This window comes from Profundibacterium mesophilum KAUST100406-0324, assembly GCF_009835145.1.
Classification (GTDB): Bacteria; Pseudomonadota; Alphaproteobacteria; order Rhodobacterales; family Rhodobacteraceae; genus Profundibacterium; species Profundibacterium mesophilum.
The window spans coordinates 25,677-46,521 of the sequence record NZ_APKE01000028.1 but is presented as its reverse complement, the minus strand read 5'-3'; the positions used below and the strand labels follow the sequence as shown (position 1 = coordinate 46,521).

General features: G+C 67.2%; 19 protein-coding genes. 6 read left to right on the top strand and 13 right to left on the bottom strand.

What is annotated here, in order from left to right; genetic code table 11:
• Positions 1–15 precede the first annotated feature (15 nt).
• The 13 genes from lpxB to pyrH all read right to left on the bottom strand — a co-directional run bounded on the left by lpxB (position 16) and on the right by pyrH (position 12,595).
• Positions 16–1,194 (bottom strand): lipid-A-disaccharide synthase, encoded by a 1,179-nt coding sequence (gene lpxB / locus PMES_RS12260; protein WP_159966013.1) that lies wholly within the window; start codon positions 1,192–1,194, stop codon positions 16–18.
• Positions 1,191–2,021: an LpxI family protein gene (locus PMES_RS12255; protein ID WP_159966012.1), complete on the bottom strand. Its 831-nt coding sequence runs from the start codon at positions 2,019–2,021 to the stop codon at positions 1,191–1,193. The genes lpxB and PMES_RS12255 overlap by 4 nt, the downstream gene beginning before the upstream one ends.
• Entirely contained in the window at positions 2,018–2,815 is a 798-nt protein-coding gene (gene lpxA, locus PMES_RS12250; protein WP_159966011.1) for an acyl-ACP--UDP-N-acetylglucosamine O-acyltransferase, read from the bottom strand. Before lpxA ends, PMES_RS12255 begins: the two co-directional genes overlap by 4 nt.
• Positions 2,816–3,268, bottom strand: coding sequence for a 3-hydroxyacyl-ACP dehydratase FabZ (fabZ, locus tag PMES_RS12245; protein ID WP_159966010.1), 453 nt, complete (start codon positions 3,266–3,268; stop codon positions 2,816–2,818). It lies immediately after the preceding gene.
• A gap of 87 nt (positions 3,269–3,355) precedes the next feature.
• Complete coding sequence (locus tag PMES_RS12240; RefSeq protein ID WP_159966009.1) at positions 3,356–3,949, bottom strand: OmpH/Skp family outer membrane protein; 594 nt, start codon at positions 3,947–3,949, stop codon at positions 3,356–3,358.
• 244 nt (positions 3,950–4,193) lie between these two features.
• On the bottom strand, positions 4,194–6,560 hold the full coding sequence (gene bamA / locus PMES_RS12235; protein WP_159966008.1) for an outer membrane protein assembly factor BamA: 2,367 nt from the start codon (positions 6,558–6,560) through the stop codon (positions 4,194–4,196).
• A gap of 213 nt (positions 6,561–6,773) precedes the next feature.
• On the bottom strand, positions 6,774–6,899 hold the full coding sequence (locus PMES_RS16860) for a hypothetical protein (RefSeq protein WP_268892420.1): 126 nt from the start codon (positions 6,897–6,899) through the stop codon (positions 6,774–6,776).
• Positions 6,900–7,001: 102 nt separating this feature from the next.
• Positions 7,002–8,348 carry an RIP metalloprotease RseP gene (gene rseP / locus PMES_RS12230; protein ID WP_159966007.1) on the bottom strand — a complete coding sequence of 449 codons (1,347 nt, stop codon included), beginning with the start codon at positions 8,346–8,348 and terminating at the stop codon, positions 7,002–7,004.
• 12 nt (positions 8,349–8,360) lie between these two features.
• Complete coding sequence (dxr, locus tag PMES_RS12225) at positions 8,361–9,569, bottom strand: 1-deoxy-D-xylulose-5-phosphate reductoisomerase (protein ID WP_159966006.1); 1,209 nt, start codon at positions 9,567–9,569, stop codon at positions 8,361–8,363.
• Complete coding sequence (locus PMES_RS12220; protein ID WP_159966005.1) at positions 9,566–10,351, bottom strand: phosphatidate cytidylyltransferase; 786 nt, start codon at positions 10,349–10,351, stop codon at positions 9,566–9,568. The genes dxr and PMES_RS12220 overlap by 4 nt, the downstream gene beginning before the upstream one ends.
• Positions 10,348–11,070 carry a polyprenyl diphosphate synthase gene (gene uppS / locus PMES_RS12215; protein ID WP_159966004.1) on the bottom strand — a complete coding sequence of 241 codons (723 nt, stop codon included), beginning with the start codon at positions 11,068–11,070 and terminating at the stop codon, positions 10,348–10,350. The genes PMES_RS12220 and uppS overlap by 4 nt, the downstream gene beginning before the upstream one ends.
• A gap of 40 nt (positions 11,071–11,110) precedes the next feature.
• Complete coding sequence (gene frr / locus PMES_RS12210) at positions 11,111–11,677, bottom strand: ribosome recycling factor (RefSeq protein ID WP_159966003.1); 567 nt, start codon at positions 11,675–11,677, stop codon at positions 11,111–11,113.
• Between the two features lie 153 nt (positions 11,678–11,830).
• Positions 11,831–12,595, bottom strand: a complete 765-nt coding sequence (gene pyrH / locus PMES_RS12205) for a UMP kinase (RefSeq protein ID WP_159966002.1) — start codon at positions 12,593–12,595, stop codon at positions 11,831–11,833.
• A 100-nt stretch (positions 12,596–12,695) separates the two neighbouring features.
• Between pyrH and miaA the strand changes: the two genes are divergently transcribed.
• From miaA to PMES_RS12175, 6 genes are all read left to right on the top strand, one after another.
• Complete coding sequence (gene miaA / locus PMES_RS12200; protein ID WP_236549791.1) at positions 12,696–13,583, top strand: tRNA (adenosine(37)-N6)-dimethylallyltransferase MiaA; 888 nt, start codon at positions 12,696–12,698, stop codon at positions 13,581–13,583.
• Between the two features lie 112 nt (positions 13,584–13,695).
• Positions 13,696–15,357 carry an ABC transporter substrate-binding protein gene (locus PMES_RS12195; protein ID WP_159966000.1) on the top strand — a complete coding sequence of 554 codons (1,662 nt, stop codon included), beginning with the start codon at positions 13,696–13,698 and terminating at the stop codon, positions 15,355–15,357.
• A 151-nt stretch (positions 15,358–15,508) separates the two neighbouring features.
• A complete protein-coding gene (locus PMES_RS12190) occupies positions 15,509–16,600 on the top strand; it encodes an ABC transporter permease (RefSeq protein ID WP_159965999.1) in 1,092 nt (363 codons plus the stop codon).
• A gap of 12 nt (positions 16,601–16,612) precedes the next feature.
• Positions 16,613–17,782, top strand: a complete 1,170-nt coding sequence (locus PMES_RS12185) for an ABC transporter permease (RefSeq protein WP_159965998.1) — start codon at positions 16,613–16,615, stop codon at positions 17,780–17,782.
• Between the two features lie 60 nt (positions 17,783–17,842).
• Positions 17,843–19,981: a dipeptide ABC transporter ATP-binding protein gene (locus PMES_RS12180; protein ID WP_159965997.1), complete on the top strand. Its 2,139-nt coding sequence runs from the start codon at positions 17,843–17,845 to the stop codon at positions 19,979–19,981.
• Positions 19,982–20,836: a DUF1206 domain-containing protein gene (locus tag PMES_RS12175; protein ID WP_159965996.1), complete on the top strand. Its 855-nt coding sequence runs from the start codon at positions 19,982–19,984 to the stop codon at positions 20,834–20,836.
• Positions 20,837–20,845: the final 9 nt, after the last annotated feature.

The following is a 20,845-nucleotide window of genomic DNA, read 5'->3' as shown; positions in this document are numbered from 1 at the left end:
TGACGGGCGCGAGCGCTAGAGCGCCGCGCCCCCATCCTCGCCGAGGCCCGCGATCCCGGCAAGCACCGCGCGGGCGGCACGCAGGCCGGGTTCCTCGCCTCCCCGTCCAAGCGCCGTCATCGCGGCATCGAGGACAGCGTCCTGCCGTCCCGGATCCTGCGCGAGGGCGATCAGGGCGCCGGCGATCGGACCGGGCCGGCAATCGGGCCCAAGGAACTCGGGCACCATCTTCGTGTCGGTCACCAGGTTGACGAGGGTGGCGCTTTCGATGCGCACCATCCGGCTCATCACCTGCCAGCTGAGCCAGGACATGTCATAGGCGATGACCATCGGCGTTCCGGCGGCCGCAAGCTCCAGCGAGACCGTGCCGGACGCCGCGAGCGCCATATCGGCGGCGCCGAAGGCGGCCCTCTTCCGGGAGGCGGGATCTTCTCCCTCCGCGGGATCGAGGATGAGCGGCGTGTGGGGCCACCGTGCCGCGAGTTCCCGGACCCTGCCGATCACCGGGGCCGCGGCGGGGATGACGATGCGCAGGTCTGGCCGGGCGGCGGCGAGCATCTCGACCGCCTCGGCGAAGACCGGCATCAGCCGCTCGACCTCGCTCTTGCGCGACCCCGGCAGCACCAGGAGAAGCGGCGCCTCCCCCAGGTCCCAGTCGCGGCGGAAATCGGCGCGCTGCGAGACATTGGCCTGCGGCTCCTCCGCGACCGGATGGCCGACGAAATCGCACCGCATTCCCGCCGCTTCCATGTAGGGCGGCTCGAACGGCAGGAGGGCGAGGACCTGATCCACATGCGCGGCCATCTTCCGTGCCCGCCCCGGCCGCCACGCCCAGACCGACGGGGCCACGTAATGCACGATGCGCAGCGGGCTCGCCGCACGCACGCGCCTGGCCACGCGAAGACAGAAATCGGGGCTGTCGATGGTGATGAGGACATCGGGCTCGGCCTCGATCACCGCATCGGCGGTCTCGACCATGCGGCGGCGCAGGGAGGGATAGCGCGGCAGCACCTCGGTGATCCCCATTACCGAAAGCTCCTGCATCGGGAACAGGCTGCGCAGGCCCTCGCCGGTCATCTCATCGCCGCCCACGCCCGCGAATTGCACATCCGGCTGCAACACCCGCAAACCACGCATCAGGGCGGCACCCAACCTGTCGCCGGAGGGCTCGCCCGCGATCAGGAAAACCCTCACGATCCGTCCTTCCCGTCGCGCACCCATATGAAAAGCCCAAGATCGGCAGCTTCGCGCCCCGTCTCCTGCGCGCCGAGCACCATCACCCCGCCCTGCGCCAACACGATACCCGACAGCCCCGCCTCGGCGGCAAGACGCACGGTCGCAGGTCCGATCGCCGGAAGATCGACACGGCGATCCTGGCCGGGTTTCGGCGCTTTGTAGAGTACTCCGCCGGGCGCACCGTCATGTCCGGCGGCCAGGCTGTGCAGCATCCAGTCCGTTCCGGGCAAGGTCTCGACCGCGAGCACCTGCCCGCGCGAGACGACGCAAGCCTGCCCGATGTCGAGCGCGCCGAGCGCCGACACGCATCGCGCCGCGCGCGCCGCGTCCGCCGCAAGCTCCGGTCCGGGGCCGCCGGGGGGCACCGCGCCCAACCATCCCGCCGCCGGCAGAAGGCCGGGGACAAGCTCATCCGCCCCTACGATCGCGATCCCCGCCTCCTCGAACAGCGCAAGCACGCAGCGCAACGCACCGTCATCGCCTTGCGACAGGGCCGCCGTCAGACGCGGAACGAGCGGCATCGTGGCCACGTCGATCAGGGCCGGGTCGATCGGCATCCTGCGCACGGCCCCGGCAAGGCACAGTCGGCGAACGCCGCGCGCCTCTAGGCGCGCGATCAGGCTTCCGATCGTCTCGAGGCGGAAGCGTTCGGTGACCACCTCCCGGTCGAGATCGCTCGGCACGCCCTCGAGCTCGATCACCAGCGGCGCATCTCCCCCGGCGGCGCAGGCCCGATGCACCAGCACGGGTAGTTGTCCCTTTCCTGCAAGGAGCGCCAGGCTCATGACGGGGTGAGATGGCCGCGATCGCTGCGATCGAGGATGAACTGCGCAATCTCGCGCAGCAGCTCGCTCTGGGTGCGTTCCAGAAGATCACGCGCGCGGTCCTGGAACGCGCCGTCGCCGCCCCTGAGTGTCTCGAAGCCGGCCCTCAGCGCGGCGATTTCCTCGCGCGGGACGCCCTTGCGCTTCAGGCCGACGAGATTGAGCCCGTCGAGGCTGCCGCGCGGTCCCTGCACGAGCGCATGCGGCATCACGTCGGCGGTCACCATCGTCACCGCTCCGATAATCGCGCCACGCCCGATCCGGACCCATTGGTGAACGCCCGAGAGCCCCCCGAGGATCACCTCGTCGCCAAGCACGCAATGGCCGGCGAGGGCCGAATTGTTCACCATGATGACACGGTCGCCGACCTGCGCATCATGCGCGACATGGGCACCGGCCATGAAAAGCCCGTCATCACCGACCCGCGTGACGCCGCCGCCGCCGCTGGTGCCGGTATTCATCGTGACATGCTCGCGAATGCGATTGCGCGCCCCGATGATCAGCTCGGTCCGCTCGCCAGCGAATTTCAGGTCCTGCGGGATCTCCCCCAGGCAGGCGAAGGGAAAGACGACCGTCTGCGCGCCGATCCTTGTGCGGCCGGTAACCACGACATGGCTGCGAAGCTCCACGCCCGCACCAAGCACGACCTCGGGACCGACGCAGCAGAACGGACCGATCCGCACGTCCTCGCCGATCACCGCGCCCGGCTCGACCACGGCGCTGGGATGAACCCGGGCTGTCGCGGGGATCTGCATCTACTTGGGCATGTCCATCATCGCGGTGAACTCGGCCTCGCAGGCGAGCTCCCCGTCGACCTCGGCACGGCCGTGGAATTTCCACACCTTGCCGCCGCCGCGCTTCGTCGTCACATGCATCTCGAGCACATCGCCCGGCACCACCTTCCGGCGGAACTTGGCGGATTCGATGGCCATGAAATAAACCAGGAACTCCTTGTCCGCGAGGTCCTGCGCCACCCCGACCATCACCGCCGCGGTCTGCGCCATCGCCTCGACGATGGTCACGCCGGGCATGATTGGCGCGCCGGGAAAATGCCCCTGGAAATGCGGCTCGTTGAAGCTGACATTCTTGATGCCGATCGCGCTTTCGTGGCCCTTGATGTCGCGCACCTTGTCCACGAGCAGGAAGGGATAGCGGTGCGGAATGATCCTCTGGATCAAGTGGATGTCGGCGGTCTTCGTGTCGGTCATTCGGATCCCCTCGGTGCGGCCGGCGGCGCCGCGATCCCAGTCTGACTAGCAAGCGCGGGCCGGAGTGACAAGTTTCCGGCGGTGCCTCTATCCGCCGCTGGCGGGCGCTTCCGTATCGGCGGGCGACGGCGCATCGAATCCCGGCCTGCCGGATGTCGACGCATCGGGCGAAAGTGGCCGGCCACCGGGCGCCCGGGCCTCGGGGTCCGCTCCACCCTGCCCCAGCTCGGCATTGATCCGGGCAACCGCGATGTCGGTGATGTCGCTCTCGGGAACGGCGGCAAGGACGGAGCGTCGATCCATCAGGACGACGGCGCCGCGCTCGCGCACGATCTGTGTCAGCACCTCGCCCGCCTCGCCGAAGAAGCGCTGCCGGGCCTCCTCGCGCAGGCGTGTCACGTCGCGCACTTTCGCATCCTGCGCCTGGCGCAGATCATGCACCTTCGCATCGAAGGCCTCGGCAAGCTCGCGGAACGCCTTCGCCTGCATCGCCGAGCGGCGCTCGGTCAACTCGCGCTCCTCGGCGACGAGCTCCGCCTCGATCTCCCGGTTCTCGGCGGCGAGCGCATCGGTGCGACGATCGATCTCGGCCAGGATTTCCCTGCCATAGACACTTTCGAAGAAGAGCCGTTCCTGGTCGACCACGAGGATCCCGGTGGGCACGAACGCGCTGGGCTGCATGCCGGCCTCCCCCGAGGGCGCCGCCTCGGCAGGAAGCGATCCGCCATCAGGCGCATCCCCGCCACCCCGTGGCGCCGGCCGCAAGGGCGGCGTCCCCGACGCCCCGCCGGGCTCGGGACGCGGCTGCGGGGCAGTGCGCTGGCCGGATGGTTCAGGCGCGGTTTCCTGCTGCGCCGATCCGCCGGCAGGCCAGGACAGGGCCGCGATCAGGGCGGCTCGGAGAAGCAGGGAGCTTTGCACCGGATCAGAACGTGGTCGAGATGGTCACGTTGAAGGGCTGCTCCTCGTCGTAATCCTGTGCCTCAAGCACCTTGGCAAAATTGAAGCGCAGCGGGCCGATGGGTGTGGTCCAGAAAACCGACACGCCGACCGACGAGCGCAGATGGAAATCGTCGTCGACCTCGACGCCGCCGGCGCCTTCGACATTGTCGAGCGACCAGACCGAGCCTGCATCCAGAAAGAGACCGCCGGTGATCCCGTATTCTTCCGGAAGGCCGAGCGGGAACTCGGCCTCGAGCCGGGCGGCGACATAGGCGTTGCCGCCGAGCGCGTCCCTGTTGGTCGCGTTCAGATCGCGCGGACCGACGCCGAGCGGCGCGAAGCCGCGCAGCTGGTTGCTGTTGAGAAAGAAGCGGTCCGTCACCCGCGTCGTCTGGTCGTTGATCGCGTTGATCGACCCGCCCTCGAGCGTCGCGCGCAGCGTCACCTCTTCGTTGTAGACCTTGGTCTGGGCGACGCCGAGCGCCGTGGAGCGGATATACTCGCTGTCACCGCCGAGCCCGGCGATATCCTGCCCGAAGCGCAGCAGGTAGCCGGTATTGGGATCGAGACCCGTGCGGCGCGTGTCATAGCTGAAGCTGTAGCCGACCTGGCTTGTATAGCGGCTGCCCTCCTCGGCCTGGAGGATCGGCGAGGAGCCGTTGTCGGTGGGATCATCGGGATCGCCCTGATCGACATTCGAGATCGTGTCCTTCGACAACCTGTAGCGCAGTTGCAGCCTGCTATCCTCGCCGATCGGGAACTCGATCGAAGGGCTGAAACCGACGACGCGGGTGTTGTAGGAGGCCTCGTCGAGATCGGCGATGTTGTAGAAGGCATCGAAGCGGAATTGCAGGTTCCGGCCAAGGAAATAGGGCTCGATGAAAGTGAGGTCGGTATTGGCGCTGTCGGTGCCGGTCGTCACCTCGAAGCGCAATGTCTGGCCGCGGCCGAGGAAGTTGCGCTCGGAGAAGCTGATATTGAGGCCGGGCCCGTTATCGGCGCTGTAGCTGCCGCCGAAGGAGAGGCTGCCCGTGGGCTGCTCCTCGACATCGACGTCGATGATCACCTGCTCGGGCGTCGTGCCCTGGCGCGAGTCGACCTCGGCACTCGCGAAATAACCAAGGGCACGGATGCGCTCGGCGCTGGCACGCACCTCGCGCGGGTTGAACGGGTCGCCCTCGACGATGCGGAACTGGCGGCGGATGACGCGGTCGAGCGTCGTCGCGTTGCCCTCGATGTCGATCCGCTCGACGAAGATGCGCGGTCCGCGCACCAGCTTGAACTCGACGTCGAGCGCGAGGTTGCGCGCGTCCCGGCTGATCACCGGCTCGACCCTGACGAAGTTGAGGCCCTTGCGCAGAGCCAGGCGCTCCATGCGCGCGATGGTATTCTCCACGTCGGCCGGCGAGTAGGTGTCGCCGCTGTCGATCCCGGAGACATCGAGGAAGTCCTGCGCGTTCACCTGCGACAGCTCGCTGCTGGCGGTGACCCGTCCGAAGCGGAAGGATTGCCCTTCCTGGACGTTGAAGGTGATGAAGAAGCCGTCGCGCTCGCGGGCGAACTCGCTGTTCACGCTGAGAATGCGGAAATCCACGTAGCCGCGCGCGGCGTAGAAATCGCGCAAGAGCTGCTTGTCGAACTCGATGCGGTCGGCGACGAAGCTGTCGCGGCTGATCAGCCGGCGCAGCAGCCCCGCCTGCTTCGTCTGGAGCACGCGGCGAAGCCGCCCGTCGGAATAGGCGCGGTTGCCCACGAAGGAAAGGCGCTCGATTTCCACGACACCGCCCTCGACGACCTCGAAGACCAGATCGACGCGGTTGTCCGAGCGGCGGATGATGCGCGGTGTCACGCTCGCCGCGAGCCGCCCGCGCGCCTCGTAGAGCTTGGCGATGGCCGCCGCGTCGCTCTCGGCGGTCTGGGGGTTGAAGACACGGCGCGGCTCGGAGGTGACGAGCGCCATCAGTTCCTCGTCCTCGATGCGACGATTGCCCTCGATGTTGATCTGGCTGACGGTCGGATATTCGACGACCCGGATCACCAGGCTGTCACCCTGCGGAACCAGTTCGACCTGTTCGAAAAGGCCCGAGGCGACGATGCGCTGATAGGCGGCGTTCAGCTCGCCGCCGCTGACGGCGCCCTGCCCGATCTTGGCATAGGACAGGACGGTGCTGTCCTCGATCCGCTCGTTGCCTTCGACGGTGACGGAGCCGAAGCCGAAGGCCTGCGCGAGGATCGGTCCGGGCAGACCGACCGACAGGGCGGTGCCCGCAAGCAAGGCGGCAAGCGCCAGACCTTTTCGCGCGCGCGCGAAATCATACCGCTGCGCCGAGCCGTTCACCGAATTCACCATCTGCCCCATCCACTGCCTTCAAGCCTGTGTGATCTGCCTACCCAGATTGGCGGGCCTTGTCAAAATGACTTGAAGGGATGTGCCCCGGGTTCGGGGGGTGGCTGCGAGGCTCAAGCGGGCCACAGTTTTCGCGGCGCCCGATCGCGCGAGACGCCTGCCATCACTGGCCTGCGATCCGCCTCCGATACCGGCGCCGGGACGTGGTTCAGGACGTTAAAGCGATCCCACGAACGCGCCCGCGGCAAGGGCGGTCGCGATGGTCGCGGCATAAAGAAGCCTGTCGGAATTGAGCTTGCAGATAAGCTGAATGCTGCGCGTTCCCGCCTGAATGTGCTCCATGATCTCCGCCTCGAAATGTCACGTCTCACCGAAAGCTCTAGGCGAGGATTGTGACGCCAATTGGGCGGAAAAGCGCATGCCCTCCGCCCTCATGGACCCGCGTCAGGGACAGAAGAGATCGTTCGTCAGCGCGAAGATCATCAAGGTTCCAAGAAGTGCGAGACCGATCGCCATCAGCACGTTCAGCGCACGCTCGCTCGGCGGGCGGCCCGTCACCGCCTCGTAGCCGTGGAAGACCAGATGGCCGCCATCGAGCACCGGGATTGGAAAGAGATTGAGCAGCCCGACCGCGGTGCTGAGCACGGCGATGAACCACACGAAGCTGATCCAGCCCTGGCTGGCGGCCGCGCCGCTGGTCTGCGCGATGCCGATCGGGCCGCGCAGGTTGCACGAGCTGATCAGCCCCGCGGCCATGTGATAAAGGCCCGACAGGCTCGAGCGCACGATGAAGACCGTCTGCTCGGCGCCGTAGCCGATCGCCTCGAGCGGACCCGGCATCGCGGTGCGCGGCTCGAAGAGCAGCCCGCCGGTGATCCCGATCAGCCAGCGCGTCTCGAAGCCGCCATCGGCCGCCGGGAGATCGACCCGGCGCGGCGCGAGGACGAATGTCTCACGCGCGCCATCGCCCGGACCGCTGCGCCAGACGTCGAGCTCCATCGTCGCGCCATCGGCCGCGGCCACCTTCTCGCGCAGCTGGTCGAAGGCGAAGATCGGGGCGCCATCGACCGCGGTGATCACGTCGCCGATGCGCATGTCCACATCCGCCGCCGCCGATTGCGGCGTCACTCCGCCCACGGCGGCGGGCATCGGGTAAGGCGCGCTGACGGTTACGCGTTGATCGCCGCGCAGAACCTCGTAATCGAGCACCGGCTCCTTGGGGAGGGCGTCGACGAAAGCGCCGAACCCGTCAAGATCGGGCGCCTCGCGGCCCGCGATCGACAGGATCTCGTCACCCGGACGCAGCTCCTGCACCTGCGGGGGCAGCGCGATGATGTCGTCCACGGTCAGCGGATCGCTCGGCACGCCGCGGATCATCATGACGGCCGAAAACACGACAATCGACAGGATGAAGTTGAAGACCGGCCCGGCCGCGACCGTGGCCGCGCGCGCCCAGAGTGGCGCGCCATGCATGGTCCGGCGCCGCTCCTGCGCATCGAGACCGGGGGTATCCGCCTCGCCCACCGAAGCCGCGTTCGCGTCGCCTGCGAATTTCACGTATCCGCCGAGCGGCAACAGGGCCACCTGCCACAGGGTGCCACGCCGGTCGCGACGCGAGAAGAGGACGGGCCCGAAGCCGAGCGAGAAGACCTCGGCATGGATCCCGGACCAGCGGCCGACGATGTAATGGCCGTATTCATGCACTGCCACGATGACGCTGAGCGCGACCACGAAGGCCCCGACCGTGTAGAGGAAACCGCCGAAGGACGGGATGAGGGAAATCAGGTCCATGCTCTCTTTCGATCAGGTGAGGCTGTAGGTGGCGCCGGCGCGTTCCGGCATCCGTCCGGAAAGGGCAGCGATCTCTTCGCCCGCGCGGATACGTGCCAGATGATCGGCCTGCTCGACCTTATCAAGGTCAAGATCGCCGGAGAGGCTCACGTCGCCTGACATTCGTGCGAGGACGCGCTCGACGATCTGCGCCATCTGCATGAAGCCGATGCGGCGTGCAAGAAACGCGTCGAGCGCCGCCTCCTTCGCCGCGTTGAAGATCGCGCCGCTCAACCCGCCCGCGGCCATGACCTCGCGCGCGAGGCGCAGCGCCGGCCAGCGGTCCTCGTCGGGAGCGCGGAATGTGAAACCGCCGAGCGCGGCGAAGTCGAGCCGTTCGACGGGAAGCGCGCGGCGCTCGGGCCAGTGCAGGGCGTAGCCGATCGCATGGCGCATATCCGCCGGGCCGACATGGGCCATCAGCGCGCCATCCACGAACCCCACCATGGCGTGGATCATCGATTCAGGATGCACCAGCGTCTCGATCTTCTCTGGCGCGATCCCGAAGAACTCATGCGTTTCGATCAGCTCGAGCGCCTTGTTGAACATGCTCGCACTGTCGATGGTGATCCTCTGACCCATGTCCCAATTGGGATGGGCGCCGGCCTCCTCTGGCGTGGCATGCGCAAGACGCTCCTGCGGCCAATCGCGCAGCGCACCGCCGCTGGCGGTGATGATCACGCGCTCGACCGCTTCGATCCGCTCGCCGGCAAGCGCTTGGAAGACCGCCGAATGCTCGCTGTCGACAGGCAGGATGCGGGCCCCGTGCTGCCGCGCGCGCTCCATCAGGAGCGGTCCCGCGGTCACGAGGCTCTCCTTGTTCGCGAGGGCAAGCGTGTTGCCTTGCGCAAGGGCCGCGAGCCCCGGTGCCAGTCCGGCGGCCCCGACGATCGCGGACATGGTCCAGTCGGCGGGGCGCTGCGCGGCCTCGATCAGGGCGGCGCGCCCGGCGGCGGCCTCGACCCTGCTCCCGGCAAGGCGCTCGCGCAGCTCCGGCAGGGCCTCCTCGTGGGCCGTCACCGCGAGGGCCGCGCCATGATGCTTGGCCTGCGCGGCAAGGCGCTCGATGTTGCGCCCGCCTGTCAGTACCTCGACACTGTAGGCATCCGGCGTCCTGCCGATGAGGTCGAGCGTCGAACATCCGATGGAGCCGGTCGCCCCGAAGATCGCGATGCGCTTCACGACAGGCCCGGCGGGAAGGCCACGAGACGGCCCAGCATCAGCAGCAGGATGGAGGCGCCGAGCATGCCATCAAACCGGTCGAAGAGGCCGCCATGACCGGGGATGAGGTTGGAGCTGTCCTTCACGCCGACGCGGCGCTTCACCGCCGATTCGGCGATGTCGCCGATCTGCGATGCCATCGACAGGGCGACCGAAAGGCCGATCACCTGCGCCTGCGCGTCACCCCAGATCACGAAGGCCGCCCCGACGAGGGCCGCGCCGACCCAGCCGGCAATCGTCCCGGCCCATGTCTTCTTGGGGCTGACGCGGGGCCAGAATTTCGGCCCCCCGATGAAGCGTCCCGCGAAGTAGCCGGCGATGTCGGTGGCGATCACCACCAGCACGAGCCACATCATCCACAAGAAGCCATACTGGTCGCGCAAGACGAAAAGGCCGTAGCCGGCCAGCAGGATCATCACCGAAAAGAGACTGAACGTCGCGCGGCGGCGCTCAAGCTGTCCGAACCCTACGAAGACGGGCGCGATCAACAGCGGCACGGCATAGCCCACGGGCACGAAAAGCGCGATCAGGAGCGCCACGGCGGCGCTGCCGGCGATCATCACCGCGGGGGCATTCTTGTCGAGCATGCGCACCAGCTCCCAGACCATGACGGCACTGATCGCCGTCGTCAGGAGCAGGAAGATCGGCCCGCCGAACCAGACCGCCAGGAGGCCGATCGAGGCGACGATGCCGCCAGAGGTCAGCCGGGTGAGGAGGTCATCCCATTTCCCCGAAGCGCTCATGCCGGAACGGCGCCGAACCGGCGCTCGCGGGCCGCGAAGCTGTCGAGCACCCCGGCGAAGACCTCGGTGGAGAAGTCGGGCCAGAGCGTGTCGATGAACTCATACTCGGCATAGGCCGACTGCCAGAGCAGGAAATTGGAGATCCGCGCCTCGCCGGAGGTGCGGATGACGAGGTCGGGATCGGGAAGCAGGCATGTGTCGAGAAAGCGTGCCAGCGTCGTCTCGTCGACCTTGGATGCCTCGATGCGCCCCGCGGCGACTTCCTGCGCCAGCCGCTTGGTGGCCCGGCCAAGCTCGTCGCGCCCCCCGTAATTGAGCGCGATCGTCAGGTGCACGTTGTCGTTGCGGCTGGTCAGAAGCTCCAGCTCGTCCATCATCCGCACCAGCTTCGCGTCGAGCTTGACACGGTCACCGATGAAGCGGACCCGCACCCCTTCTGCCAGAAGATCGCCCGCCTCGCGCCGGATGTAGCGGCGGAAAAGCTTCATCAGCCCCGCAACCTCGGTCTGGGTCCGCTTCCAGTTCTCGGTCGAGAACGCAAAGATCGTGAGGTATTTGACCCCCAGATCGGGACAGGCCCTGACAATCTCCTTGACCCGCTTGGCCCCGGCGTGGTGGCCGAAGAGTCGCGGCCGCCCCCGGGCCTGCGCCCAGCGCCCGTTGCCGTCCATGATCGCGGCGACATGCAACGGCCGGGATTGGGGGTTCGTGCTGCTCATTGCGCGGCTCCTTCGATACATGCCAGCGCCTGACCGGGGGTCAGACCTGCATTATTTCTTCTTGCTTGGTCTCGAGCGCCTTGTCGATCGCGGCGATATGGCTGTCGGTGATCTCCTGGACCTCGCCCGACCAGATCTTGTGATCATCCTCCGACATGCCGGCCGACTTGGCTTTCTTGAGCTGGTCCATGCCGTCGCGCCGCACGTTGCGGATCGCCACACGGGCATTCTCGGCATAGCTGCCGGCGACCTTTGAGAGCTGGATGCGGCGCTCCTCGTTGAGCTCGGGGATCGGCAGACGAATGGTCATCCCGTCGATCACCGGGTTGATCCCGAGGCCGGATTCCCGGATCGCCTTTTCGGCCTTGCCCACCAGGCTCTTGTCCCAGATGGTGATGGTGACCATGCGCGGCTCGGGCACGTTGACAGTCCCGACCTGGTTGATCGGCGTCGGCGCCCCGTAGGCATCGACCATGATCGGCTCGACCATCGAGGCCGAGGCGCGCCCGGTGCGCAGCGAGGCGAACTCGTGACGCAGGGCCGTCATGGCGCCATCCATCCGGCGCTTGAGGTCGTCGATGTCGATTTCCTTGTCGTCGTCAGCCATGGAACATGCTCTCTTCGAATTTTAAGGCGTTGCGCCCGGATATATTCCCAAACGGCAACTCTTGTATAGGCCCCGGCCACCCGCGATCCCGCCGGCGGGGCAGCCGGGCCGCACCAGCTGGCGGGCGAGCCGGCGCATCCCGTCGCCCCTGGATCAGTCGTGAACGATGGTATAGGTTCCCTTGCCCGCCAGAATGCCGCGAAATCCGCCGGGCTCATCCAGCGAGAAGACCACGATCGGCAGGCGGTTGTCACGCGCGAGGGCGATCGCGCTGGCATCCATGACGCCAAGATGCTTCTGGAGCACCTCGTCATAGGTGATGCGGTCGTAGCGGCGTGCCTCGGCATGCTTTGCCGGGTCCATGTCGTAGACGCCGTCGACCTTGGTGCCCTTGAAGATCGCCTGGCAGCTCATCTCGTTGGCCCTGAGCGTGGCGGCGGTGTCGGTGGTGAAATAGGGATTGCCGGTGCCGGCCGCGAAGATGCACACGCGCTTCTTCTCGAGATGGCGCACCGCCCGCCGCCGGATATAAGGCTCGCAGACCTGGTCCATCGGGATGGCGGAGATCACGCGGGTGTGGATCTTCTCATCCTCGAGCGCGGCCTGCATCGCGAGCGCGTTCATCACGGTCGCCAGCATCCCCATGTAGTCGGCCGTGGTGCGCTCCATGCCCTGGGCGCTGCCCTGCAGGCCGCGGAAGATGTTGCCACCCCCGATCACCATGCAGATCTCGACGCCGAGATCGTGCACCGACCTGACCTCCTGCGCGATGCGCGCCACGGTGGGCGGATGCAGCCCGTAGCCCTGCGGCCCCATCAGGGCCTCGCCGGAAATCTTCAGAAGCACCCTGTCATAGGTGCGCGTGGCGCTGGGAAGGTTGTCCTCGCCCGCCCGCGCGCTGCCGCCTGCATCGGTCATCTTGTCCTGCCTTGTCCGGTGTTTTGCCTTCGGCGCGAAAATGTCGGAAAACCCTGCCGGATTCAATCGCCGGAGACGAGATGCGCAGGATGATCGACAGATGAGCCCCGAGGAGGCGATCGCGGCAGCGGCCAGCCCGGAGCGGCCCGTGCTGATCGCGGGGCCGACGGCGAGCGGAAAATCCGAGCTGGCGATGCGCATCGTGCGCGCCCATGGCGGCATCGTCGTCAATGCCGATGCGCTGCAGGTCTATGCCAACTGGCGCATTCTCACCGCCCGGCCCTCCGCCGGGGAAGAGGCGGCCCTGCCCCACGCTCTTTTCGGCCATGTCCCGGGCGGCGCGCCCTATTCCGCCGGACACTGGCTGCGCGCGGTGGCGCCGTATCTCGATCACGGCCCCCGCCCGGTCATCGTCGGGGGGACCGGGCTCTACTTCGCCGCGCTGACCGCCGGCCTCGCGCCCATTCCGGCCATACCGCCGGTCTGGCGGCAGCGTTCGGGCGAGCGGCTGGAGGCGGAGGGGCTCTGCGGACTGCTGCGCGACATCGACGCGCGCACCGCAAGCCGCCTCGACCGGCGAAACCCCGCCCGGCTGCGCCGCGCATGGGAAGTCGCGGCGGCGACGGGGCGCGGTCTCGCCGACTGGCAGGACGACACCCCGCCCCCGCTGCTGGCACCGCGGGACGCCCTCTGCCTGGTGATGGAGGCGCCGAAGGCCATGCTCGATCCGCGGATCGAGGCGCGTTTCGATGCGATGCTGGCCCGCGGCGCTCTCGACGAGGTCAGGGCCAATCTTCCCGGCTGGGACGCCGCACGCCCGGATGCGCGCGCCATCGGAGCACCGGAGCTTGCCGCCCATCTGCGCGGTGAGATCACGCTGGAGGAGGCGCGCGAGGCGGCGATCCTGGCCACGCGCCGGTATGCCAAGCGGCAGCGCACCTGGTTCCGGGCCCGCATGGCGGACTGGACGCGGATTGCGGCAAGGTGATCGAACGCCCGGCAGAAAGGACTGTTCTTCGCCGCCGCGCGGTTTAAGTTCACCGTTTCACGCCTGAGGCGAAACCAAGCATGGCCAAGAAGCCCGCCCGAAGGGAGAGACGATGACCCCCAGTTCCAAGAGCCGCATCCACCCGGCAATCGAGATGCATGCCCGTGAGTTGCGCGATGGCAAGCTCGACCGCCGCGAATTCCTGACCCGCGCGACGGCGCTCGGGCTCGGCGCCGCCGCCGCCTACGGCATGGCCGGCCTGCCCGCTCCCGCGCGCGCCGAAAGCCATGTGCAGACCGGCGGCATCCTGCGTATCCAGCAAAGCGTCAAGGCGATGAAGGACCCGCGCGCCTATGACTGGTCCGAGCTGGCAAACCAGTCGCGCGGCTTTCTCGAATACCTGGTCGAATACCAGGCCGACGGCACCTTCCGCCCGATGCTTCTGGAAGGCTGGGAGGTCAACAACGACGCGACCCGCTACGTCCTCAACGTGCGCAAGGGCGTTAAGTGGAACAATGGCGACGATTTCACCGCGCGCGACGTCGTGCGCAACATCGAGGGCTGGTGCGACAGCTCGATGGAATCGAACTCGATGCCGAGCCGCATGGCCGGCCTGATGAACCCCGATACCGGGCAGGCGCGCGAAGGCGCGATCGAGATGCCCGACGATTCGACGGTCATCCTGAACTTTTCCAACCCCGATATCGCGCTGATCGCGAACCTGTCCGATTATCCCGCCGCGATCACGCATGAAAGCTATGCCGGCGGCGATCCCTTCGACAACGGCATCGGCACCGGGCCCTTCGTCCCCGTCTCGATGGAGGTGGGCGTGAAGGCGGTCCTGACGCGCAACACCGAGCAGGAATGGTGGGGCACCGAGATCTATGGCGGGCCTTATGTCGATACCGTCGAGTTCATCGATTACGGCACCGATCCATCCTCCTGGGTCGCCGCGGCCGATTCGGGCGAGGTCGATCTTTTCTACGAGACGATCGGCGATTTCGTCGACGTGATGGACGGGCTCGGCTGGACCAAGTCCGAGGTGGTCACCGCCTCGACCATCGTGCTGCGCCCCAACCAGAAGGCCGAGGTGGATGGCACCGTCCCCTATTCCAGCCGCGAGGCGCGCCGCGCGCTCGCGCTCGCGATCGACAACAACGTCCTTCTTGAGCTTGGCATCTCGGGGCGCGGCCGGGTGGCGGCCAACCACCACGTGGCGCCGATCCATCCCGAATATGCCGATATCGGCCCCGCCGAGACCGACCCGTCGCAGGCGCTCGAGCTGATGAAGGAAGCCGGGCTCGAGGAATTCGAGCATGAGCTCATCACCCTCGACGACGACTGGCAGCGCAACACCGGTGACGCGGCGGCGGCGCAGCTGCGCGATGCAGGGCTGAAGGTGCGCCGGACCATCCTTCCCGGCTCCACCTTCTGGAACGACTGGACCAAGTACCCGTTCAGCGCCACCACCTGGAACCACCGCCCCCTGGGCGTCCAGGTCCTCTACCTCGCCTATCGCAGCGATGGCGCCTGGAACGAAACGGCGTTCGAGGACGAGACCTTCGACGCGCTGATCGACAAGGCGAACGCGATCGCCGATGCCGAGGAGCGCAGCAAGGTAACCGCCGAGCTCGAGATGATCCTGCGCGAGGAAGGGGTGATCATCCAGCCCTACTGGCGCTCGCTCTACACTCATTACGTGGACACGCTCGTGGGCGCCGAGAAGCATCCCTCGCACGAGATCCATCTCTACAAGATCGGCTTTGCCGCCTGAGCTGGAACGTGCTCGCGGCTTCCGAGCGACTGGCTGAACCGGCCCCCGGTGCGAAGACCCGCGCCGGGGGCCGTCCTGTTGCCCGCCCATATGGCTCGCTCCACCGGCGCGCTGGGCTGGGTGCGTGCACATCCCCGAACGAGGACCGCGCATGATCCTGTTCATCCTGCGCCGCGTGGCGATGATGCTGCTGACGGCGCTGTGCCTCACCTTCATCGTCTTCTGGCTCACCAACCTTCCTCCGAATCTGGAGAAGCTGGCCAAGAGCGCCGGCAATGTCAGGATGGGCGACGAGCAGGTCGCCTCATGGCTCGAGGCGCGGGGCCACCTGGCGCCCCTCCCCGTCAAATATGGCCGCTGGCTCGGCGTGCTGCCGGCCCATGTCGGCCAAGACGCCGCGGGCCGGCCCGTCGGCCGGTGCCTGTCGCTTCGGGAGGCACGGCAGGCGGAGGCCGGCGATGACGCGCCCGATACGGAGGCGGAGGGCGCCACCGCCGCGCGCTACTGCGGCATCCTGCAGGGCGATTGGGGCCGCTCGACGGTCTTTCGCCAGGACGTGACCGAGATCATCGCGACGCGGCTCGCCCTGACCGGCAAGCTCATGGGCTGGGTCCTCGTTCTGATGGTGCCGAGCGCTTTGCTGATCGGGGTGCTTGCCGGAATTCGCGAGGGATCGCGCAGCGACCGTGCGCTCTCGACCGTGTCGATCGTCACCACGGCGACGCCCGAATATGTCTCCGGTGTCATCCTCATCGCGGTCTTCGCCTCCTCCGCCGGTGGGCTGAAATGGCTCAAGGGCACCGCGAGCAGCGCGATGGAGAACGCGACCTTCGAGAATTTCTTCCTTCCGGTCCTGACGATCTCGCTCTTCGGAATGGGATATATCGCGCGCATGACACGCGCCTCCATGGCCGAGGTCATGACCGCGCAATATATCCGCACCGCGCGGCTCAAGGGGCTCGGCTTCGGCCGGATCGTTCTCGTCCATGCGCTGCGCAACGCGCTCATCGCGCCCTTCACGGTCATCATGCTGCAGATCCCGTGGCTGCTGAACGGGGTGGTCATCGTGGAGACGCTGTTCAGCTACAAGGGCTTCGGCTGGACCCTCGTCGAGGCCGCCGGCAACAACGATATCGACCTGCTGCTCGGCGTCTCGGTCGTGTCGGTCGTCGTCGTCCTGGCAACGCAGCTCATCTCCGATATCGGCTATGCGTGGCTCAATCCGCGCATCGCCGTATCCTGAAGAGGACCGGTCATGGAACAGCTCGGCGCGGCACAGATCATCGTGGCACTCGGCATCCGCCTGTGGCCCGTCTTCGCGGCGATGGGCGCGCTGGGCGCGCTGTCCTTCGTCTTTCGCGCGCGGCTCGGGCTCTACGGGCGCCTCTATTCGAGCGCGGCCGGGATCGCGGGGCTGGCGCTCGTCTCCTTCTGGGTGCTGACCGGCATCTTCGGGGCGGCGGACCTGCTGATCACCCATGATCCCCTCTCGCCGCTGAGCGGGATGAAGAACGCGCCGCCGGGCTCGGCGCTGCGGATGGCCGAGGATGGACAGTATCCGCATGTCCTGCTGGGCGGCGACAACCTCGCGCGGGACGTCTTCAGCCGTGTCGTCATGGGCGCCTGGGAGGTGGTGAAGATCGCGCCGGCCGCCACACTCTTCGCCTTCATGATCGGCATCACGCTTGGCCTGCCAGCGGCCTATTTCGGCGGTTGGCTGGACACTGTCCTGACCTTCGCGGCGAACCTCATCCTCGCCTTTCCGGTCATCCTGCTCTTCTATCTTCTGGTCACGCCGGAGATCGTCGCCTCGGGCGTTCCGGGCAGGATGGCGGCCGTGCTGTTCGTGCTGCCGCTGATCTTCGCCATCGTCCTCGTCAACTCGCGCACGCATGTCAGGCCGGTGCGCCGCGCGGTTCTGCTCGGCGTGACGATCCTGGTGGGCGGGTGGCTCTATCTCGGGATCGCGCTCGATGCCGATCCGCTCGGGCTCATCAGCTTTCCGCCGAGTATGCTCGTGGTCTTCGTCGCGGTTGTCTTCGTCAACGCGCCGACGGTGTTCCGCATCGTCCGGGGGCTCGGGCTCGACATTCGCGAGCGCGACTACATCGCCGCGGCCAGAACCCGCAGCGAGGGGCCATGGTACGTGATGCTCTGGGAGATCCTGCCGAATGTGCGCGGACCGCTCATCGTCGATTTCTGTCTCAGGATCGGCTACACGACGATCCTGCTCGGCACCCTCGGCTTCTTCGGGCTGGGACTCAGTCCCGAAAGCCCCGACTGGGGCAGCACCATCAACGAGGGGCGCAAGCTCCTGAGCATCTATCCTCACCCCGCTCTCGCGCCGGCAATCTCCCTGCTCAGCCTCGTGCTGGGGCTCAACCTGCTGGCCGACGGCGTGCGCGAGGAAAGCCTTCGCGACTGAAGACGGCCGGGGCTCTGCCCCGGACCCCGCGGTATTTATACGAATGTGAAAGGGCAGGTCATGAACGAGCAGCAGAACGTGGCGCCGATCTTGGCAATCGAGAACCTGTCGATCTCCTTCGACACGCGGCGCGGGGCGATCCCGGCGGTGATGGATTTCAGCGCCGAGCTGCGTCCGGGCGAGACGCTCGGCCTCGTGGGCGAGAGCGGCTGCGGCAAATCGACGGTTGCCCTGGGCATCATGGGCGATCTGGGCCGGAACGGCGCCGTCACCGCGGGCAGCATCCGGTTCGACGGCCGCGACCTGACGGCCCTGCGGCCCGGCGAGCTGCGGCGCATCAGGGGCCGCGAGATTGCCATGGTCTACCAGGAGCCGATGTCGAGCCTGAACCCCGCACTGCGCGTGGGGCGGCAGCTTATGGAGGTTCCGATGGTTCACGAGGGCACGAGCCGCGCCGAGGCGCGGGCGCGGGCGCTGCGCATGTTGCACGATGTCCAGCTTCCCGACCCCGAGCGGATCATGGACAGCTATCCCCATACGCTATCGGGCGGACAGCAGCAGCGCATCGTGATTGCCATGGCCCTGATGAGCGAGCCGGCCCTGCTGATCCTCGACGAGCCGACGACGGCGCTCGATGTGACCGTCGAGGCGGCGGTGATCGCCCTCATCGCCGCGATCGGCAAGCGGCAGGGCACGTCGATCCTCTTCATTTCCCACAATCTGGGCCTGGTCATCGAGACCTGCGACCGTGTCTGCGTGATGTATAGCGGCGAGGCGGTCGAGACGGGCACGGTCGGCGAGGTCTTCGGCGCTATGCGCCATCCCTACACGCAGGCCCTGATGCGTGCGATACCGCTGCCTGGCGCCGACAGGCTGACCCGTCCGCTCGAGGCCATCCCGGGCAATTTCCCCCTGCCCGACGCGCGGCCGCCGGGCTGCAATTTCGGACCGAGATGCGCGTATTTCGAAGCCGGACGCTGCGATGCCACCAAGATCCCGATGATCCCCCTGGCGGGGCCTGAGGAGGCCGGGACCGATCCGCGCCGCGCAGCGCGCTGCTTGCGTATTGACGAGATCGACTGGTCCCGGCCTCCGCTCGGGCGCAGCGGCCGCGGGGCTGCAACCCCCGGCGAGGTCGTGCTGAAGGTCGAGGGGCTCGACAAGGTCTACGCGCCGGAGGGGCGTGCGCGGCAAGTCGTCAAGGCGAACCAGTCGCTCTCCTTCGAGGCGCGCGCCGGCGAGACGCTCGCCATCGTCGGCGAGAGCGGCTGCGGCAAGTCCACTCTCGGCAAGGTTCTGGTGGGTCTGGAACGGGCCAGCGGTGGCAGCGTCACCTTCGCGGGGAAAGAGCTTGCCCAGGTAGCCGTCTCGCAGCGGGAGGGATCGACCGTCTCCGCGATGCAGATGGTGTTCCAGAACCCGTTTGATACACTGAATCCCTCGATGACGATCGGACGGCAGATCATACGCGCGATCGAGATCCTGGGCTCCGGCGGCAGCGCGCGCCAGAACCGTGAGCGGATGCTCGAGCTTCTCGACCTGGTCAAGCTGCCGCGCAGCTTCGCCGATCGCAAGCCGCGCCAGTTGTCGGGCGGTCAGAAGCAGCGCGTGGGGATCGCACGGGCCTTTGCCGGCGATGCGACGCTGGTGATCGCCGATGAGCCCGTCTCGGCTCTCGATGTCTCCGTCCAGGCGGCGGTGACCGAACTGCTGATGCAGATACAGGCCGACCGCGGCACCAGCCTGCTCTTCATCAGCCACGATTTGAGCATCGTGCGTTATATAAGCGACCGCGTCATGGTCCTCTATCTCGGCCATGTCGTCGAGATCGGCACGACGGACGAGGTCTTCGCCCCGCCCTACCACCCCTATACCGAAGCACTGCTCTCGGCCGTCCCGATCGCGGACAGGCGGGTCGAAAAGACGCGGATCGTCCTCGAAGGCGACGTTCCCTCCGCGATCGACCCGCCGCCGGGCTGCCCGTTCCAGACGCGCTGCCACCGCAAGTCGCAGGTGCCGGGTGACCTGTGCGAGACCGTCGTGCCCCCGATGGTCGAGACCGCCCCGGGGCATCTGATCAAATGCCATCTGAGCCGCACCCAGCTTGCCGCGATGACCCCGGTGATCTCTCTTGCGGGCAGTGAACGGAACCCGGACGCGTCCCCTCCGCTTACCCCTGCAACACAGGGAGACGATTGAATGGCTTCACGCGATTTTTCTTGGGCGATACCGGTAATGCGGGCGGGATATGCGGGGCGCGCGCTCGTCTATCTCGCCGTGGCGGGGCTGTCGCTCTGGGCGATCATGCGCGGTGGACAGGCCCAGGGGACGGAAACGGCCCTCGCGCGGCTTGAGGGCAGCGGATGGGGCATCGCGGTTCTCGTGCTCATCGCGCTCGGGATGGGGTGCTACGCGGTCTGGAGGCTGATCGACGCGCTTTACGACCTCGAATGCTACGGCACGGATGGCAAGGGCATCATCGCCAGGATCGGCATGATCGTCACAGGCGCGGTCCATCTGGCGCTTGGCGTCACGGTGATCGGTGTCCTGCTCAACAGTGGCAGCGACAGTGGAGGCGGCTCGGGCATCGCAAAACTGGCCGGGACGGTCATGAAATGGCCCGGCGGGCGCTGGATCGTCGGCATTGCCGGCATTGCAGTGATCGGCGCCGGTATCTACTACATCAACAAGGGTTGGGCGCAGAAATACAGAAAGCACCTGGCGGCGAATCACTTCACCGTGCATTGGAACCCGGCGCTGCGCGCCGGTGTCGCCGCGCAGGGGATCATCGTGGCGATCATCGGCGGCTTTCTTGTCTTCGCGGCCATGACGGCTGATCCCAACAAGGCCGCCGGCGTCGGCAAGGTCTTCGACTGGCTCGCCTCGCAGACATTCGGCAATATCCTCGTCATCCTGATCTGCATTGGTCTCCTGGGTTTCGCGCTTTTCTGCGCGGTCAACGCGGCCTACAAGGTCATCCCCCGGGCCAGCGGAACGGATATCGAAACCCTGGCGCAAAAGCTCGGATCCAAGGCGAAGCGCCAGATGTCATGAGCGGGCGTC

Coding starts and splice junctions, on each gene's coding strand:
- PMES_RS12220 (WP_159966005.1), bottom strand. CDS start 10,351: ATGAGCGCTTCGGGGAAATGGGATGACCTCCTCACCCGGCTGACCTCT.
- PMES_RS12185 (WP_159965998.1), top strand. CDS start 16,613: ATGGAACAGCTCGGCGCGGCACAGATCATCGTGGCACTCGGCATCCGC.
- PMES_RS16860 (WP_268892420.1), bottom strand. CDS start 6,899: ATGGAGCACATTCAGGCGGGAACGCGCAGCATTCAGCTTATCTGCAAG.
- bamA (WP_159966008.1), bottom strand. CDS start 6,560: ATGGTGAATTCGGTGAACGGCTCGGCGCAGCGGTATGATTTCGCGCGC.
- rseP (WP_159966007.1), bottom strand. CDS start 8,348: ATGGACCTGATTTCCCTCATCCCGTCCTTCGGCGGTTTCCTCTACACG.
- lpxA (WP_159966011.1), bottom strand. CDS start 2,815: ATGCAGATCCCCGCGACAGCCCGGGTTCATCCCAGCGCCGTGGTCGAG.
- pyrH (WP_159966002.1), bottom strand. CDS start 12,595: ATGACCGATGCAGGCGGCAGCGCGCGGGCGGGCGAGGACAACCTTCCC.
- PMES_RS12175 (WP_159965996.1), top strand. CDS start 19,982: ATGGCTTCACGCGATTTTTCTTGGGCGATACCGGTAATGCGGGCGGGA.
- PMES_RS12180 (WP_159965997.1), top strand. CDS start 17,843: ATGAACGAGCAGCAGAACGTGGCGCCGATCTTGGCAATCGAGAACCTG.
- PMES_RS12195 (WP_159966000.1), top strand. CDS start 13,696: ATGACCCCCAGTTCCAAGAGCCGCATCCACCCGGCAATCGAGATGCAT.
- PMES_RS12190 (WP_159965999.1), top strand. CDS start 15,509: ATGATCCTGTTCATCCTGCGCCGCGTGGCGATGATGCTGCTGACGGCG.
- fabZ (WP_159966010.1), bottom strand. CDS start 3,268: ATGACCGACACGAAGACCGCCGACATCCACTTGATCCAGAGGATCATT.
- frr (WP_159966003.1), bottom strand. CDS start 11,677: ATGGCTGACGACGACAAGGAAATCGACATCGACGACCTCAAGCGCCGG.
- PMES_RS12240 (WP_159966009.1), bottom strand. CDS start 3,949: ATGCAGCCCAGCGCGTTCGTGCCCACCGGGATCCTCGTGGTCGACCAG.
- PMES_RS12255 (WP_159966012.1), bottom strand. CDS start 2,021: ATGAGCCTGGCGCTCCTTGCAGGAAAGGGACAACTACCCGTGCTGGTG.
- uppS (WP_159966004.1), bottom strand. CDS start 11,070: ATGAGCAGCACGAACCCCCAATCCCGGCCGTTGCATGTCGCCGCGATC.
- miaA (WP_236549791.1), top strand. CDS start 12,696: ATGAGCCCCGAGGAGGCGATCGCGGCAGCGGCCAGCCCGGAGCGGCCC.